General features: G+C 47.8%; 17 protein-coding genes. 12 read left to right on the top strand and 5 right to left on the bottom strand.

What is annotated here, in order from left to right:
* Window positions 1-317 precede the first annotated feature (317 nt).
* On the top strand, window positions 318-1,232 hold the full coding sequence (locus tag M2406_RS03135) for a hypothetical protein (protein WP_259188617.1): 915 nt from the start codon (window positions 318-320) through the stop codon (window positions 1,230-1,232).
* A 7-nt stretch (window positions 1,233-1,239) separates the two neighbouring features.
* On the top strand, window positions 1,240-1,641 hold the full coding sequence (locus M2406_RS03140) for a hypothetical protein (RefSeq protein ID WP_259188619.1): 402 nt from the start codon (window positions 1,240-1,242) through the stop codon (window positions 1,639-1,641).
* Between the two features lie 1,028 nt (window positions 1,642-2,669).
* Here the strand turns inward: M2406_RS03140 and M2406_RS03145 are convergent.
* A complete protein-coding gene (locus M2406_RS03145) occupies window positions 2,670-4,130 on the bottom strand; it encodes an ATP-dependent endonuclease (RefSeq protein ID WP_259188620.1) in 1,461 nt (486 codons plus the stop codon).
* 227 nt (window positions 4,131-4,357) lie between these two features.
* On the bottom strand, window positions 4,358-4,702 hold the full coding sequence (locus tag M2406_RS03150; protein WP_259188622.1) for a hypothetical protein: 345 nt from the start codon (window positions 4,700-4,702) through the stop codon (window positions 4,358-4,360).
* Between the two features lie 275 nt (window positions 4,703-4,977).
* Between M2406_RS03150 and M2406_RS03155 the strand changes: the two genes are divergently transcribed.
* Both M2406_RS03155 and M2406_RS03160 read left to right on the top strand, forming a co-directional pair.
* Window positions 4,978-5,955, top strand: coding sequence for a tyrosine-type recombinase/integrase (locus tag M2406_RS03155; RefSeq protein ID WP_259188624.1), 978 nt, complete (start codon window positions 4,978-4,980; stop codon window positions 5,953-5,955).
* A gap of 195 nt (window positions 5,956-6,150) precedes the next feature.
* Window positions 6,151-7,101 (top strand): hypothetical protein, encoded by a 951-nt coding sequence (locus M2406_RS03160; protein ID WP_259188626.1) that lies wholly within the window; start codon window positions 6,151-6,153, stop codon window positions 7,099-7,101.
* A gap of 248 nt (window positions 7,102-7,349) precedes the next feature.
* Here the strand turns inward: M2406_RS03160 and mntR are convergent, their stop codons facing one another.
* Entirely contained in the window at window positions 7,350-7,820 is a 471-nt protein-coding gene (mntR, locus tag M2406_RS03165) for a manganese-binding transcriptional regulator MntR (protein WP_012006339.1), read from the bottom strand.
* A gap of 229 nt (window positions 7,821-8,049) precedes the next feature.
* Here mntR and M2406_RS03170 point away from each other — a divergent pair, with 229 nt between their 5' ends.
* Window positions 8,050-9,354, top strand: a complete 1,305-nt coding sequence (locus M2406_RS03170) for an Nramp family divalent metal transporter (RefSeq protein ID WP_259188629.1) — start codon at window positions 8,050-8,052, stop codon at window positions 9,352-9,354.
* 53 nt (window positions 9,355-9,407) lie between these two features.
* Here M2406_RS03170 and M2406_RS03175 read toward each other — a convergent pair whose 3' ends face one another.
* The gene (locus M2406_RS03175) at window positions 9,408-10,154 is read right to left on the bottom strand and encodes an SDR family oxidoreductase (RefSeq protein ID WP_218216192.1); all 747 of its coding nucleotides are present in this window, start codon (window positions 10,152-10,154) and stop codon (window positions 9,408-9,410) included.
* Between the two features lie 99 nt (window positions 10,155-10,253).
* Between M2406_RS03175 and M2406_RS03180 the strand changes: the two genes are divergently transcribed.
* On the top strand, window positions 10,254-10,631 hold the full coding sequence (locus M2406_RS03180) for a helix-turn-helix domain-containing protein (protein ID WP_259188634.1): 378 nt from the start codon (window positions 10,254-10,256) through the stop codon (window positions 10,629-10,631).
* On the opposite strand, the gene M2406_RS03185 is transcribed toward M2406_RS03180, so the two are convergent.
* Window positions 10,628-11,533: an ABC transporter substrate-binding protein gene (locus M2406_RS03185; RefSeq protein WP_259188635.1), complete on the bottom strand. Its 906-nt coding sequence runs from the start codon at window positions 11,531-11,533 to the stop codon at window positions 10,628-10,630. The genes M2406_RS03180 and M2406_RS03185 overlap by 4 nt on opposite strands.
* A 254-nt stretch (window positions 11,534-11,787) precedes the next feature.
* Between M2406_RS03185 and hinT the strand changes: the two genes are divergently transcribed.
* The 6 genes from hinT (at window position 11,788) to ycfP (ending at window position 15,671) form a co-directional block, all read left to right on the top strand.
* On the top strand, window positions 11,788-12,138 hold the full coding sequence (gene hinT, locus M2406_RS03190; RefSeq protein WP_012006344.1) for a purine nucleoside phosphoramidase: 351 nt from the start codon (window positions 11,788-11,790) through the stop codon (window positions 12,136-12,138).
* Window positions 12,139-12,150: 12 nt separating this feature from the next.
* Window positions 12,151-12,540, top strand: a complete 390-nt coding sequence (locus M2406_RS03195; protein ID WP_012006345.1) for a YcfL family protein — start codon at window positions 12,151-12,153, stop codon at window positions 12,538-12,540.
* A 27-nt stretch (window positions 12,541-12,567) separates the two neighbouring features.
* Window positions 12,568-13,155, top strand: coding sequence for a penicillin-binding protein activator LpoB (gene lpoB, locus M2406_RS03200; RefSeq protein ID WP_012006346.1), 588 nt, complete (start codon window positions 12,568-12,570; stop codon window positions 13,153-13,155).
* Window positions 13,136-14,005, top strand: coding sequence for a phosphotransferase (locus M2406_RS03205; protein ID WP_259188637.1), 870 nt, complete (start codon window positions 13,136-13,138; stop codon window positions 14,003-14,005). The genes lpoB and M2406_RS03205 overlap by 20 nt, the downstream gene beginning before the upstream one ends.
* A gap of 31 nt (window positions 14,006-14,036) precedes the next feature.
* Entirely contained in the window at window positions 14,037-15,056 is a 1,020-nt protein-coding gene (nagZ, locus tag M2406_RS03210) for a beta-N-acetylhexosaminidase (protein ID WP_259188638.1), read from the top strand.
* A gap of 72 nt (window positions 15,057-15,128) precedes the next feature.
* Window positions 15,129-15,671 (top strand): alpha/beta hydrolase YcfP, encoded by a 543-nt coding sequence (ycfP, locus tag M2406_RS03215; protein ID WP_012006349.1) that lies wholly within the window; start codon window positions 15,129-15,131, stop codon window positions 15,669-15,671.
* Window positions 15,672-15,966 lie beyond the last annotated feature (295 nt).

Consider the following 15,966-nt stretch of genomic DNA (forward strand, 5'->3'; position numbering starts at 1 on the left):
AATTAATTTGATAGTTGACTTTGTTCCAGAAGCGAACATAACTAGCATTTAGCAACGTCAGACAATTGGTAGCAGCTCACCAACAGACAAAATTCAGGCACAAAAAATTTCAATGTTTTATAATAAATTCAATCTGTTAGGTGTGTCAAAATACTTATAAAACTGACTGACATAAACACTAATTTACTTCTAAATCGGAAATGCCAAACTTGGTTGTTTTTTAAACAACCAAGAAGTTGGTGAGTTGATGCGTTTTGAATGACTTGCCTTTCGTTGTAAGGTAAAATCAAGTTATCATTTTATAACAAGTATATGGCATGTCGATTTTAAATATTGCATTTTGGAACATAAATATAGCTCCATTGTTCTATTCTAAAGTTGATAATTCAAAGATGAAATATCTGTATGGATTATGCAATGATTTTTTTTCAAAACGCATAGTTGATGTTTTGATTCTTTGTGAAGTAAATGAGGCTGCTATTGATTTTCTGAGTAGTGAGTTGAATAGTCTTTCAATTGTTAAGGCTAATGATTTTGTTTCCAAGAATCTATACTTTGACATGGTTATGATACATAATCACAAAATAAGATTAATTGATAAGAATCCCATATTTAAAAACACTAACCAAGTTGATGGGCATGGGTATAATATTAAGACCGGATACTCTTTCTTGATTTCTTTGTCAGGGGATAAATCAAATGCTAGCGGCAATATAAATATAATAGCATCTCACTGGCCTAGTGTCCTTAGGGACCATTCAGCGTTTAAAAAAAATCATGCGGCAAGGCAGCTAAAAACAATCCGTGACATGGAATTGATTAAGTCTGATAGACAAGTTGTACTTATGGGTGATTATAATGAGGAGCCAACATCAGATGCTATCAAAACGTTGATGTATACTACTACAAATAGACACTATGCTAAATTGGATAACGAGATTATGTATAATTTATCTGATTCCATGTCGGGTCCTCATGTACCAAATTATCATGGGGTTGATTATCATTTTTCTGGTTCTTGGGTTTCTTCCGATACCCAATTTAGAGCAAAGGAAGAGTCATCCTGTAAAACATTTGACCAAATTATGGTTCCATCCAGTATGATTAGTAAAGGGCCTTGGGTTGTAAATGAGCGTTCTTCGAAAATCATTACTAATGAAAAAATAAAAAAAGCAATTATGGAAGGTGTCATAGATCACTTCCCTATTCTACTTAGACTTGAAAAAATATAGGTGAATTATGAAAAGTGAAAATAGTAAGAATTTATTCGCTGCAGCAGTTGCTGAGGGTATTCAGCGAGCCAATGCGATTAATGATAAAATAAATAGAATCATTGAGATAATTGATGATGCTAGTGATGCTGTAAATCAAGTTCATGATGATGTTAAAATTACAAGCAATATGGCTAGCAACTCTCATTATGTAAAAATAGCGGCCTATGTTAACTTTAAAGAAGATCTTGCATCAAATAAGGTTATGGATGTTGAAATATTTAAGGAGGAAAACAGCGACATTGTTGTGACTACAAGAAGGGGCAAGACAACGGTAAGTTCTGAAGAGGATATTATCCGAATTTTATCGGATATTTTGTCCTCTCCTACTTTTTGGAGTGGCATTGCAGAGATGAGAGGTCGCGGATAGATAGCCTTTATCCATTAGCACCTTTACCTCTCATTATAATAGCCTTTTTTCTGAAAAAGAAAAACCGCCTTTACGAGGCGGATTTTCTTAGGTTTTCAGAGTTTTCGATTCTATGAATCGAGGTGGCTGGCTTGACGAAGTGCAGTAACGAAAACTTTTTTCAATTGAGTCTAAGCGTACATAACCTCAAAGCGCACACCTTGATTATCAAGCATGTAGTAATTTTAAAACTTGTCTTTTATATCAGTATATAAGTGAAAGTTGATAGATCTCTGGCCTGCTCCGTATTGTCTATCACACCACAATATGTGTTCCGATTTTCGTTCTTAACTGGACGTCAGAGTGAATTGTTTTAGACCACATAACAATGCTAGATAAATTCTGAGCTAATACATAATAAGTTAGTTTCTAGTTAGTACTCATTTTAAGTAGAGAAAAGTGGTTTTTGCATATTTATACAAGGTTATTCATATGCAAATGTATCGCCGTGCGCCGCTGTGACATGTCACAGTCAATTTTTTTATGGATAAGACACGTCACAAGTCTGTCGAAAATAAAACTGTGACTTGCCAAGATAACTTCACGTCACGCGGGACGCTCAGTGCTGGCACCTCTCTTTAGAATGTGTTTTTTATTGGATTTGACTTGGATTTTTAAATAAAAAAACTGCATACTCTAAGTACAACAATCTGTATATTTTACTTGCATACTTAATCTCTCTTTCAGACCACTGCCAGCAAGGTTTTGCTCTGATTTTGTACTGCATAAAAAGTGAATTCTTAAGTATGCATTGCGGGGGCGGGGGGGACGGCACGGATTAGGGGATCGATAGGGATCTTTTCTCCCGACAATGGCTAAAAAATGTTACCCCTTATGCAGGGCGAAAAACCTGTGTAGTCAGATACAATGTGGTAAAGCGTGAAATGAAGAAAAGCGCCTTGCTACATGGTGTAGATGCGCTTTTGTGGAAGCTGTATTTAGTGTTTCTTAATATTCAATAGTCGATGTTTTTTGCACCACATCAAGACTTAAAGAAGATTGATCATTTCTTCTATTGATTGTTTTAGTTCAGCCTCTGTATATTTCTGAGATTGCATTGTTACGTTTTCAGGATGATGTATATGATTACGAATGAAGGTTTGTAAGGTTGCAGCAATTGGTGGAAGTGGGTTTCCTCCTCTTTCCTTAGTCCATTGTTTACTAAGTGCGATGCCTTGGCCGTTAAGCCATTGCTCAAAGTTATTCACCGCATGCTGCCCACTTTGCTTTTGTAAGTGTCCATATAGTTCATTATGCAAATCCACAGTTGGTAAATTATATGCTTTGAAGCTAATTTCCCCCCAAGACGGACTCCATGGGAACATAGGTGATATGTCAGCTCTTGAAATATAGTTTCTATTGTTATTTTTATTGAAAATGAAAAGACCCGCATTCTTTAAATTAGTCGAGGACAACATAAATGGGGAGTGAGTCGTAACAAAAACCTGTTTAGTTCTTGAAATAGACATCAGGGCGTCTAATAATTTTTTTTGCCCTGAAGGATGTAGGCAAATTTCTGGTTCATCTATGAATAAATAAAATGGTTTGGATACGGCAGCATTAGCAGCATTAGCAGTTATGTCGGCATAAACTTGTAGCATAGAAAGAGCTACTGCTCTTTGCATTCCGTGACCTTTTTCATTCATGGGGACAGAAACACCATCATCAATAATCACACTTGCAGTTTTGAAAAAGTTTTCAATTTGCAATTCATCAAAAGAAAATGAAATATTAGCAGCGCCGAACTGAGATGAGAAAACAGTCTGAACCTTCGCTTCTATTTGAGATATATTTGTTCTTAGTTGAGATTCTGGGTTGTTAAACAGCCCGTGATAGCTACTTTGGAAACTTTGATACTCAGGTGTATTTACATGCCCAAGGGCTATTTCTTTCAGCAGAGAACCGCAAAGAGTAGATGCACCAAATTTAGATTCATCGTTAGGGTTAGTATCTGCCCAGATGAAGTTGTTATCATAAAGTTTTTTGAATGGCGCATCGATTCCAGAGGGGTTTGAGTAAGCTTGCTCGACTTCACTCCAAAAATTTATTCTCTTAACTTCATCAGGATTATTGTTATTCCATGAACGCTTTACTTTAAAGCACTCATTTGCACCATCATTAAACACATTATTTAAAAAGGATTGTATTTTGTTTGTTTGCACATGAGTGTTTACGATGTTAATGATGTTTCCTGTATACGTTACCTCTATTGAAAGGTTATCAAATACGGTGGCAGGATCAGATCTGTTTATTAATTCCCCAAGGTTTTTTTTCGAGCTATCTTTTATAAAATCCAAAGATTCAAAAATGGTAGACTTACCGGCGTTGTTCTCACCAACAAAAATATTTAACCCACTTCCTTCTGTAGTTCCATCAGGTATATTGAAATCAACGCTATGACTCCCATGGAAACCCTTGAAGTTTTCGATAGTTATTGTTCTTATAAACATAGTTAATCCTTGTTATTAATTTAAAGTTGAAGTTAATTCCTTCAGTAATGATATGCGTATCCAAAAAAATTGAGCAGCATCCTCTTTTTATATGATATATAAGATAATAATTTACGCATAGTGATTTCCAACACAGATTCGTCGAATACTTCCAGTTATTGCGTGAAACTGCATATTTTATATTTAATTATTTAAATAACTATAATAACATCCGTTATTTTGTTTTTTCATAATGATTTCAGCATTAGTCGTTTGTAACCCATAGTTTGCCAACACTGCGAATCCCCCTGCATGCAGCACCCGCTCGGATCGCCCGGTAACGTGTCGCCGCACTTCCCACAACTGCTCTTATGCAGCTCGGCAATCTGTTTATGCAACAGCTTGCTGTCTTGCCTGATGAGGCCGAGTAGGTATTCCGTCACCTCGTAAGGTTCTCTCGCGATCTGGCGCTGCTGGCAGCCTTCCAGAATCATAGCCATTTCCTGGCTATCGACGCGTAGGGTGATCGTAATGATGCCGTTCGCCTTGTCACGCTGGCGCTGGGCGCGTTTACGTTCTGCTGATGTGGTCATGCTATTCCTCCGATTTCTGTTTTATTGCTTCTTTTCTGAGGTGGTCGCCAACAAGGCGTGTTTGCTCTGGTAATAACCCACAACTCAAAAAGTACACGATGTGGTTTATGACAGGGGATGTCGCGCCGGAAATCGGCCAGATTTCGCCTGTTCTCTCCCCTGATGGGCACGAAAGTACATCCAAGCACCAAAAAGGCCTGAAGGCTGGCTAATCGCCTGGAAGATCATGAATTATTGGGGAAAAGGCGGAGTTTGTTTCGAAAGGAATCTTTGGGATGAGTATTAAATCGCTCGGCGCGGAAGGCTATATGGTGGATGTGCGCCCCCAGGGTCGCACGGGTAAGCGTATCCGCAAGAAGTTTAAGACGAAATCCGAGGCACAGCAGTTTGAACGCTGGGTTATCGCGACACAGAACAATAAAGACTGGGTAGATAAACCAGCCGACCAACGACCATTAACGGAATTGATAGACCTTTGGTTTAAGCATCATGGCCAGAACCTGAAAGATGGCGTGAAGATAGAGCATAAATTGCAGGTGATGGCGGCCAAAATGGGTAACCCTAAGGCCTGCCAGATCACCCGATCGTTCTTTTCTGATTATCGTGTGCTTCGCCTCGCCGAAGGCAGAAAGGCAAAAACCGTCAATCTCGACCAAGAAAAGCTGGGCGGGGTGTATTCCGTTCTCATCGATTTGGGGCTTTACCACGGTGAGCATCCGCTCAAAGAGATGAAAAAAATAAAGCTGCCGGATCAGGAAATGGGTTTCTTAACTCATGACGAAATCCGGCAACTGGTAGATCGGCTGGAAGGTGATCATCTGAAGGCGGTTAAGTTGTGCCTGGCAACAGGGGCACGTTGGGGGGAGGTGGTCAAAGTTCGGCGGGAAGAGCTGATCGGCAATAAAGTGACTTACCTCAACACCAAGAACAGCAAAAACCGAACAGTGCCGATCTCAGTGGAGTTGTGCGGTGAAATTACCAGTGGAATTAAGGCTGGGCCATTATTCGCCGATCTTAACTACCCATATGTGAGAACGTGCATCAAAGAGGTTGCCCCCGGCTTGCCAGCAGGGCAGGCCGTTCACGTTCTGCGTCATACCTTTGCCAGTCACTTCATGATGAACGGTGGCAATATTCTGGCGCTGCAGAGGATATTAGGTCACTCAAGTATTTTACAAACCATGGTCTATGCGCACTTTGCGCCAGACTATTTGGAAGACGCAGTTCGTCTCAATCCATTGATATCAATTTAAATAATAAAGTAAATGACTATTTATAAAAAAATAGTCTAAAACAGCCCAAAGAGGACCTGTATTTAAATGACTATTTGCATAGGTTGGTTATAATATATTGTTGTGACTATTGTAATGTGGTATGGCTAATTTTTTAACAGATCATTACAGATGTGGTAATGTGTTAAAAAATAAGTTATCTCAGGAGGTCACGATATGTCGCTAGATATCGCCTATAGCGAGGAAGCTGATGATTATATAGATCCTTATCGCGCATCAGACTTGTACTGGTCGGGTGTTATAACTAACCCCCGTGCTTTTATTTGCCCAGGGACTGGGTGCTCAGCACAAGTCACGTGTGCTAACCTTACAGAAGAAAAGCAAAGTATCAAAGTGGTTGTTCATTATCGGATTTATGGCAAGACTCACTCTGATGAGTGTGAGGTGTTCAATAAAAAGCCATTGAATTTAAACTATGAAACATCTCTTACTACATCAGAAGAAAAACCTAATTTAGACCAGTCAATTGTAGATTCCTTCATTCTAAATAGGCCGGACTCATACTATGATGATAATAAAACATCTAAACAAGGAAAAGATACAACAAAAAAAATAAACACGTTAGCAGCAAAGGCAGTGGCTAGGTTGAGAGAGGTTGGCTATGTTAATAAAATATACTCAGTCCGTTCTATAGTGAGTCGATACATTTCGTATAGAAAAGATGGTAGTTTGAAGAATAGAAAGATAAACATATCAGGGAAGGATATTGCATACGGGGGGATATTTAAATGTATCTGGGATCAGAATTTAAGCGATTTACCAAATCATCCCGCTATTTACTATGGTTGGGCTTACGTTGATAGAACTAGGGGTAGTGATGGATACAAAATAAGATTTAAGAAGGATTTGATATGTGATGGAGTTAAAGCCAACGCATCAATTTTTGTCACTGACCGTCTAATTAATAGCTATAAAATTAAAAAGCTGGTGAGTACTCGACTGAATAAAATACTTGAAAACCCTAAACATACTGCCTTCGTCTTTGTGTATGCAAAACCAATAGTTAAAGAAAAAAATGGTAGAAAATATGTGAATTTCAATATATCAAATCTGGATATGCTTGATATAAACTATGACTGTCCATTACCTAAAGAATATAATAAATGATTGAGGAGAGTGTGCTGGTTATGGTTTTGCACTAAGTTCTTGGTTCTAGTTGGTGGATGATGGCGTTTTGTTGAATTGCATCGGTTGGTTTCGTCGATTAGGTGATCCACAAATTGACCCAAACACCCACGCTATACTCATTTTTAGCAGGCAGTTACAAGTATCTAACGTTCTGATATTACTGTAACTGCTTGTTTTCATTGGCACTAATATGGCGGCGAAAGCCTCCCTTTTTTATTGGTGAGGATTTATTTTACTGCGTGCTTTTGCAAATACTGTTCAAACACCGCCAGGGTGTCGCTAGAAATGTGATGTTCAATCCCTTCGCTGTCCAGCTCCGCCGTTTCATTCGGAACTCCCAGGCAAACCAGCAGATCAACCACAATCCGGTGGCGACGCCGTACCTTCTGCGCCAGTTGTTCACCTTCCTCGGTCAGAAAAACCCCACGATAAGGGCGTGACTCCACCAGACCGGCACTTTTCAACCGGGCGATGTTTTTGATCGCGGTAGGGTGTGATACGCCAAAGCGTTTGGCGATATCCGTGGTTCTGGCTTCGCGGGTGGTGACCAGCAGGTCGGCAATCAGCTCAACATAGTCCTCGATCAGCGCATTGGATTGCGCCTCACGAGCGCGGGTGAAGCGCAGGGCATGTTCAGCCTCGTCCGGCATTTCAGCCACCACGGGGCGTTCTGCGTCGTCTGGTGCGCTTGTTGCCATAGTCTGAGACGTCCTTTAAACGATAAACCAGTAAGTTGCAGGTTAATGCAGTTCCGCCATACGTTAGTCCAAAGACGACGCATTATCAATTCGGCTGGCGTATTCGATGACAATAAGAAATATTTGTACACAAAGGCAGTGAATCTTCCATTTTGCATAAAGTGTAGCCAATGCTACATTGCTGTGAGTGTTGGGTGAAAAATAACCAGAAAAAGATTGAGGGTAAATCATGCGTGATGCGGCAACCACCACATCGTTAACCGAACGAACCAATACGGCAATTGGTAACGCACTTGCCGGGCGCAAGCGTGGTGCATTCACGCCGCTACTGTTCGCCGGCCCTGCAGTGATTGCCTCTATTGCTTATATGGACCCCGGTAATTTCGCTACCAATATTCAGGCCGGTTCGAAATACGGCTACAGCCTGTTATGGGTGGTGGTGATGGCGAACCTGATCGCCATGCTGTTTCAGGCGCTGTCGGCCAAGCTGGGTATCGTCACCAACCGCAATCTGGCGGAAATGTGTCGCGATCAGTTTTCTCGTCCGGTGGTCATTGGCATGTGGTTGCTCAGTGAGGTGGCGGCAATGGCTACCGATCTGGCGGAGTTTCTCGGCGGTGCGATAGCGCTGGCGTTACTGTTCAATATGCCGCTGCTGCCAGGCATGGGGGTGACGGCGGTGATCACCTATGCTTTGCTGATGGTGGAGAAGAAAGGTTTCCGTCCGGTAGAACTGATGATCGGCGGCTTGGTCGCGGTGATTGCCCTGTGTTATCTGGTCGAGATGTTTATCGTGCCGGTCGATTGGGCGGCAGCGGGCATGGGCATGGTCACGCCGCAGTTGCCGGATGCACAGGCGTTGACCATTGCCGTCGGTATCATTGGTGCCACCGTGATGCCGCACGCCATCTTCCTGCACTCGGGCCTGACCCAGCACCGTGCGCCGGCCAGTGACAGCGGCGAGCGCCGTAAACTGCTGCGTTTTTCCAATATTGAAGTGGTGATTGCACTGTCTATCGCCGGGATGGTGAATATCGCCATGGTGATTATGGCCTCCAGCGCCTTCCATGCCGGTAATAGCGATGTGGCTGAGATCGGTACCGCTTATCATACGCTGACGCCACTGTTTGGTGCCGCTGCCGCCGGTATCTTCCTGATGTCGCTGATTGCCTCCGGGATTTCCAGCTCGGTGGTGGGCACCATGGCGGGCCAAATGATCATGCAGGGCTTTGTCGGTTTCCGCATTCCGGTATGGGTCCGCCGCATGGTGACCATGATCCCGGCATTCATCGTGGTCGCGTTAGGGGTTAATGCCACGGATGCACTGGTTTACAGCCAGGTGGTGCTGAGCCTGGCGCTGCCGGCACCGATGATTGCTCTGGTGATGTTCACCCGCCGTCGCGACATTATGGGTGAGTTCGTCAATAGTCGCCTGACCAGCCTGGTGTCAATCATCGGGACGGTGATTATTATCCTGCTCAATATGGTGTTGCTGCTGCAGACTTTCGGCGTTGCTATCCCTGGTCTGGGTTAACTGACAAGCCGTGCAGTCGTTGCTGTCACGGCTTGACGTCCAAACCATCACTGCTACAAATTCCCCACGCCGCCGTCGATCAACAACTCACTGCCGACCATAAAGGCGGACTCGTCAGACGCCAAAAACACCGCCGCCTTGGCTAATTCCAGCGCCGTACCCATGCGGCCGATCGGCACCAGTGCGCGGATCTCGTCGCGTAGTGCCTGCTCATCGGCATCCTTCAACCCGAGCTTGCCCAGCGCCGGGGTTTCTGTCGGGCCGGGGCTGAGGCCGTTAACCCGGATCCCGCGCGGATGCAATTCACCGGACAGCGTTCTGGCTAGCGACAGCAGGCCGGCCTTACTGGCGGCGTAAACGTTGCTTAACGGCAGGCCAATATGTGCGCTGACCGAGCCACACAAAATAATCGATGCCGGATTGGCCAACAGTGGCAACAATGACTGGATCAGAAAGAACGGCCCCTTGAGATTGATATCCATCAGCCGCTGATAGCTCTGCTCATCCCATTCCTGCAACGGGTGGTGGGTGACGTCGCCGGCGTTGATGTACAGCACATCGAGGCGCGGCCAATGGCTGGCCAACTGCTGTGCCAAACTACGCTGATCAGCAATATCCCCGGCATCGCTGCGCAACAACAGAACCTTGCCCAGAGCTGCACCCGCCGCGTCGAGGCCACTTTGGCTGCGGCCGGTGATCGCCACGGTGGCACCTTCGGCAATAAACTGACGCGCAGTTTCCAGACCAATACCGCTGGTGCCGCCGGTGATCAACGCATATTTACCTTTAAGTCGTGACATAGCCCACTCCCGTTTGTTGTCGATGCAGGCATTATTTGCGCTATAGTACCTTTTGCATAGTAGGCACCTTTTGGATACTAAGGGACAAGGTGGAATGAAATGACCGATGCAGGGCGTTCGACAGCGGAAAAAAATTTAGCGGTGTTACCGGCCGCGGGCGAACCTTGCCCAATGGTGGGCTTTGTGAATCTGGTGGCGGGGAAATGGGCGATCCCGATCCTTTACCGACTGATATTGATCGACAGTTCGGTGCGTTTCAGCGAGTTGCAGCGTGCCGTGGCACCGATCGCCCAGAAAGAGCTGACACGCCAACTGCGGCAGTTTGAACAGCGCGGCCTGGTCACGCGACAGGTGTTCCCGGAAGTCCCGCCGCGTGTTGAATACCAGATTACGCCGCTGGGTAAAACGCTGCGCCCGACGCTCGACTCGTTGGCCAACTGGATGCGCACACACGCACCCCAGTTGATAGAAGATTAGTCGCCAATGCCCGGCGGGTTGATGGTAGAGCGTGGGACCTTCTCATCGCGCTCGCCCCAACGGTCCAGCACCTGGCCATACTCGCCGCTGGCGATCACCCCATTGATGGCGGCGTTGATGGCCGCAACCAGACCGTTATCTTTTTTGGTGGTCACCGCCACATAGGCCACGTTCGGGCCAATGCCGACCATTTTGGTTTTGCCGGTCAGTGCCGCCTTGTAAGCGCCGGTGGAGTGGGGGCCGAAGTAGGCGTCGACGCGTCCGGACTGAATGCTCAGGTTGGCGGCAGCATCGTCGGTGACATAAATCGGTTGCACCGGCGCCAGGCCGTTGGCGCGGTTCTGTTTATCCCAGCCAAGCAGGATATTTTCCTGATTAGTCCCCGAGCCGACAATAACCCGCAGCCCGGCAATGTCCGCAGGTTGGTTGATTGAGGTGATTTTGCTGGTGGATTTCACATAAAACCCCAGCGTATCCACGCGGTAGGTGGCAAAATCAAACTTGGTCTTGCGCAGTTTGGTGACGGCAATATTGAAAATGGCGGCATCGTACTTGCCCGAACTGATCCCGAGTGGCCAGTCCTCCCAGGAGGTGGGCACCAGATTCAGTTCCAGCCCCAGGCTGTCCGCCACCAGTTGTGCAATATCCGGGTCGCTGCCAATCAGCGTTTTATTGTCTTCGGCAAACAGCGCCAGCGGCGGGGAGTTTTCAGACGCCACCGCTACGGTTAGCTTGCCCGGCACGGCAAAAGGGTAATTGGCTGGGATCAGTGCCACCGCGGCCGGGTTTTTCGCTGCACGCAAATGTTGCTGATTAGCCTGCAGGTCAATAATGCTTTTGGTTTCAGCCGCTACGTGGCCGCACAGCAGCAGCGCACTCAGTACCAGGGTTTTGCATCGCATGTGGTTACCTATCCGTTTTTAATCATAGGGTTACTATTGGCGGCGGCAACAGGCAAGTAAAGCAACATTAGTGAATAACCAAAGTGAAAAAAATCAGATGAATGCTGCCGGGCAACGCTGACAGCGGCGCGATTTCCCTGACCGGTTGTCTGATTCTGCATCACTCAACGCGGAAAGTGCGCAATCAGGTTGAAAGCAGTAGAATTTGTCACTCATACTGCGTACAGCTTTTTTTCCTCTACAAGGAACGCCAGATGGCCGAAGAAACGATTTTCAGTAAAATTATCCGCCGCGAAATCCCTGCTGATGTGGTCTACCAGGACGAACTGGTCACCGCTTTCCGTGATATTTCACCTCAGGCCCCGACCCATATTCTGATCGTGCCCAATGTGCTGATCCCCACCATCAACGACGTTACTGTTGAGCACGAGGCCGCTCTGGGCCGCATGATCACCGCGGCCGCCAGGATTGCCGAGCAGGAAGGCGTCGCCGAAGACGGCTACCGTCTGATTATCAATTGCAATCGCCATGGCGGCCAGGAGGTCTATCATATTCATATGCATTTGGTCGGTGGCCGCTCCCTGGGGCCGCTGCTGTCACGCTAATCGAGGAAAATAATGCGCTATAGCAAACCCCTGCGTTGTCTGATGGCGCTGACGTTACCCGCCATCATACTGATGGGCTGTAGCAGCCCGCGTGGCATTGCGGTTAATGACCGCCAGACGGTAGTGATGGATTCGCCGGTGCTGACCGCGGGCATTCTGGCAGACAATCCGTCGATTTCGAATGCTTCCGGGCGGGTGATGGCGACTTCGGAACTCAGCAACAGTCAACCAACGCCGGTCACGGTGCACTATCGCTTCTACTGGTATGACGATCAGGGGCTGGATATACGGCCTTTTGAAGCGCCGCGCACCATTACTATTGCGCCAAATTCAGACGCCACCATTTACTCGCTCAATGGCAACCTCGATGCCAAGCGCGTGCGCCTGTATCTATTCTTGTAAACTCTTGGTTCATTGAGAGAGGGATTAATGAAAAAGTATCTATTTGTCGCGCTGGCCGCGTTGGTGTTAACCGGGTGTCTGTCGCGCCCACCGGAGCCGGAACAACCACAACCGCCGGTAACCGTTGAGCCGGTGACGCCGCCGGTGGTCGAAGAACCACAGCCGCCGGTGACCGAACCGGTGCCGCAACCGCCAAAGATTCAGCAGCTCGATTGGCTGAGCAGCGTACAGCCGCTGGTGAATCAGATGCTGAAAGCCGATGGCGTTAATCCGGGCAGCGTGTTGCTGCTCGACAGCGTGAAGAACAACACCAACGGTTCATTGCAGACTGCGAAAGCGACTTCCGCCCTGCACAAGGCTTTGGCATCAAATCAAACCTTCTCCATCGTGCCGGAAGCGCAGTTGGCCACCGCCAAACAGACGCTGGGCCTGTCGGCGGATGACAGCCTGGGTTCACGCAGCAAGGCGATTGGTCTGGCGCGTATCGTTAGCGCGCAGTATGTGCTGTACAGCGACGTCAGTGGTGATGTGAAGTCACCTACGCTGGATATGCAATTGATGCTGGTGCAAAGCGGTGAAATCGTCTGGTCAGGCAATGGCGCCGTTACACACTGAAGCCGCACTGCGAAGACTGATTGAGCACGAACTGCCGGCGGTGAAAACCGCCGGTTGTCGTTTCAGCCCGGTGCAGGGACTGACCGGTGAAAGCTGGCGGATTGAAGGCGAGGGCGTGCAGCTATTGGCTCGCCAGCAAAGCGCAGAGAAAAGCGCGTTGGGCGTCAGTCGCCGGCGTGAGGTGCGGGTGTTGTGTCGTGTCGGTAAGGACATCGGGCCGCAGGTTTTAGCGCAGAATAATCAGTGGATTATCTTGCAATGGCTCACTGGTGACGTTGTCACTGAGGCGAATTTTACCCGCTTGAATGAGGGTGGCAATCTGGCTGAGTTGATGGCCAGTTTGCATCAACGGTCGCCCAGTGGCTACCCGCTGAGCCTGCATCGGCAGTTTACTCGTTACTGGCAGCAGCTGGATCCCCGACGCCTGACACCCGCCTGGCTAAAGTTGCATCAGCGTTTTCTGCGTCGTCGGCCCCCAACGCCGTTAAAACTGGCTCCCCTGCATATGGATATTCATCCGGGCAATCTGATTGCACAGGGCCAGGGCTTGCGGCTGATTGACTGGGAGTATGCGGCCGACGGAGATATCGCGCTGGACATCGCCGCACTGTTTCGCGGCAATGCCTGGTCGCCAGCCGAACAACTGCGATTTTTGCGGCATTATGCTCGCATCGGCTACTCAAATTTACCCTTGCTGAGCGCACAGGTGCAGCGTTGGTTGCCGTGGGTAGATTATCTGATGCTGTTATGGTTTGAAGTGCGCTGGCAACAAACCGGCGATCCCGAATTTTTGCGCTGGGGCGCAGTGTTGCACCGGCGTTTTTGTTTAACATCCCCATGTTCTGAATAAATAGTGAAGTGAGGTGGCCGTGGGCCCAGTAATGTTAGATGTCGCCAGCTATGAGCTGGACGCAGAAGAACGTGAGATCCTGAAACACCCGATGGTGGGCGGCCTGATCTTGTTCACCCGCAATTTCCACGATACGCAACAGTTGCGCGAGCTGGTACGCCAAATCCGCGAGGCTTCTCACGATAGGCTGGTGGTGGCGGTGGATCAGGAAGGTGGCCGTGTGCAGCGCTTCCGCGAGGGTTTCACCCGTCTGCCGGCGGCGCAGTCATTCGCCGCATTAAACGAAGTGCATGAGGGCGGGCGTCTGGCACAGGAAGCGGGCTGGTTGATGGCGGCGGAAATGATCGCGCAGGATATCGATATCAGTTTTGCCCCGGTATTGGATATTGGCCACGTCAGTGCGGCGATTGGCGAGCGCTCGTTCCACAGCGATCCGCAGCAGGCGCTGGCGATGGCAGAGCGCTTCATTCTGGGCATGCACAGCGCCGGGATGAAAACCACCGGCAAGCATTTCCCTGGCCACGGTGCCGTCAGTGCGGACTCGCATAAAGAAACCCCGCGCGATCCGCGTCCGCTCGCTGAGATCCGCGAACATGATATGGCGATCTTCCGTGAATTGATTAACCGTCAGCTGCTCGACGCCGTGATGCCGGCGCACGTCATCTATACTGAAGCAGACCCACGTCCCGCCAGCGGCTCGCCTTACTGGCTAAAACAGATCCTGCGTCAGGAATTGGGCTTTGATGGCGTTATCTTCTCGGACGATTTGTCGATGGAAGGGGCGGCGATTATGGGCAGTTATGCCGAGCGCGGCCAGGCAGCACTGGATGCCGGTTGTGACATGATCCTGGTGTGTAATAACCGCGCAGGGGCGGTCAGCGTGCTGGATAACCTGTCCCCGGTCAAAGCAGAGCGGGTGAAGCGGTTATATCATCGCGGTCAGTTCACCCGTCAGGAGCTGCGTGATTCTGCGCGCTGGCAACAGGCGCATAAAGAATTGAATGCGCTCAGCGAACGCTGGGAAGAGCACAAACAGCGTAATGCCGGGTGAACCCAGGACGTCGTAGTGCGGCGTAAATGATGAGGGCTGCGGCGCGGCCCTCCGTTTGTTGCGAGGATCCAGATGATTATCTATTTACATGGCTTTGATTCCACCAGTCCCGGCAATCATGAAAAGGTATTACAGCTACAGTTTATCGATCCTGACGTACGCTTTATCAGTTACAGCACCTTGCACCCACGCCATGACATGCAGCATTTGTTGAAAGAAGTGGACAAGGCGGTTCAGCAGGGAGGCGACAAACATTCGCTGATCTGCGGAGTGGGCCTCGGGGGTTTTTGGGCAGAACGTATCGGCTTTCTGTGCGGTATCCGCCAGGTGATCTTCAACCCCAATTTGTCTCCTGAACAACATATGCAAGGCAAAATCGACCGGCCGGAAGAGTATCGCGATATCGCCACCAAGTGCGTGGAGGACTTCCGTGAGAAAAACCGCGATCGCTGTCTGGTGGTGCTTTCCCGCCACGACGAAGTGCTGGACAGCCAGCTCAGTGCTGAACTGTTGCACAAATACTATGAAATTGTCTGGGATGAACAGCAGACCCACAAGTTTAAAAACCTGTCGCCACATCTGCAACGCATCAAGGCATTCAAGACCCTGCCTTAACAGTTTCATAACCCCTGAAAGCGCCGCAATGATTGTTCTGAACAGACAAAAATTGCGGTATTTCTTTGCCTGAAAGCCCCGTTTTTCCCGTTGAGGGACAAAATTTAAAACTGTGATCTCGCGCTAACTATTTGAATCACAATCCTCAAAATTTCGCTTCGTCCAGGCTTTAACCAAAAAAGTTTGATGTACATCAATTTTGGTATGACCAAATAACCCCACATGCTATTCTGACTTCAGATAGCAGGTTTATTTTAAGCGAACCCTATGTATTCTAAGGATATTATTTCTTTAC

This window comes from Serratia sp. BIGb0163, from assembly GCF_024809935.1.
Lineage (GTDB): Bacteria > Pseudomonadota > Gammaproteobacteria > Enterobacterales > Enterobacteriaceae > Serratia > Serratia quinivorans.

What these genes read in the sequence shown, in the direction of transcription:
- M2406_RS03135 (WP_259188617.1), top strand. Translation starts at nt 318, where the DNA reads ATGTCGATTTTAAATATTGCATTTTGGAACATAAATATAGCTCCATTG.
- M2406_RS03140 (WP_259188619.1), top strand. Translation starts at nt 1,240, where the DNA reads ATGAAAAGTGAAAATAGTAAGAATTTATTCGCTGCAGCAGTTGCTGAG.
- M2406_RS03145 (WP_259188620.1), bottom strand. Translation starts at nt 4,130, where the DNA reads ATGTTTATAAGAACAATAACTATCGAAAACTTCAAGGGTTTCCATGGG.
- M2406_RS03150 (WP_259188622.1), bottom strand. Translation starts at nt 4,702, where the DNA reads ATGACCACATCAGCAGAACGTAAACGCGCCCAGCGCCAGCGTGACAAG.
- M2406_RS03155 (WP_259188624.1), top strand. Translation starts at nt 4,978, where the DNA reads ATGAGTATTAAATCGCTCGGCGCGGAAGGCTATATGGTGGATGTGCGC.
- M2406_RS03160 (WP_259188626.1), top strand. Translation starts at nt 6,151, where the DNA reads ATGTCGCTAGATATCGCCTATAGCGAGGAAGCTGATGATTATATAGAT.
- mntR (WP_012006339.1), bottom strand. Translation starts at nt 7,820, where the DNA reads ATGGCAACAAGCGCACCAGACGACGCAGAACGCCCCGTGGTGGCTGAA.
- M2406_RS03170 (WP_259188629.1), top strand. Translation starts at nt 8,050, where the DNA reads ATGCGTGATGCGGCAACCACCACATCGTTAACCGAACGAACCAATACG.
- M2406_RS03175 (WP_218216192.1), bottom strand. Translation starts at nt 10,154, where the DNA reads ATGTCACGACTTAAAGGTAAATATGCGTTGATCACCGGCGGCACCAGC.
- M2406_RS03180 (WP_259188634.1), top strand. Translation starts at nt 10,254, where the DNA reads ATGACCGATGCAGGGCGTTCGACAGCGGAAAAAAATTTAGCGGTGTTA.
- M2406_RS03185 (WP_259188635.1), bottom strand. Translation starts at nt 11,533, where the DNA reads ATGCGATGCAAAACCCTGGTACTGAGTGCGCTGCTGCTGTGCGGCCAC.
- hinT (WP_012006344.1), top strand. Translation starts at nt 11,788, where the DNA reads ATGGCCGAAGAAACGATTTTCAGTAAAATTATCCGCCGCGAAATCCCT.
- M2406_RS03195 (WP_012006345.1), top strand. Translation starts at nt 12,151, where the DNA reads ATGCGCTATAGCAAACCCCTGCGTTGTCTGATGGCGCTGACGTTACCC.
- lpoB (WP_012006346.1), top strand. Translation starts at nt 12,568, where the DNA reads ATGAAAAAGTATCTATTTGTCGCGCTGGCCGCGTTGGTGTTAACCGGG.
- M2406_RS03205 (WP_259188637.1), top strand. Translation starts at nt 13,136, where the DNA reads ATGGCGCCGTTACACACTGAAGCCGCACTGCGAAGACTGATTGAGCAC.
- nagZ (WP_259188638.1), top strand. Translation starts at nt 14,037, where the DNA reads ATGTTAGATGTCGCCAGCTATGAGCTGGACGCAGAAGAACGTGAGATC.
- ycfP (WP_012006349.1), top strand. Translation starts at nt 15,129, where the DNA reads ATGATTATCTATTTACATGGCTTTGATTCCACCAGTCCCGGCAATCAT.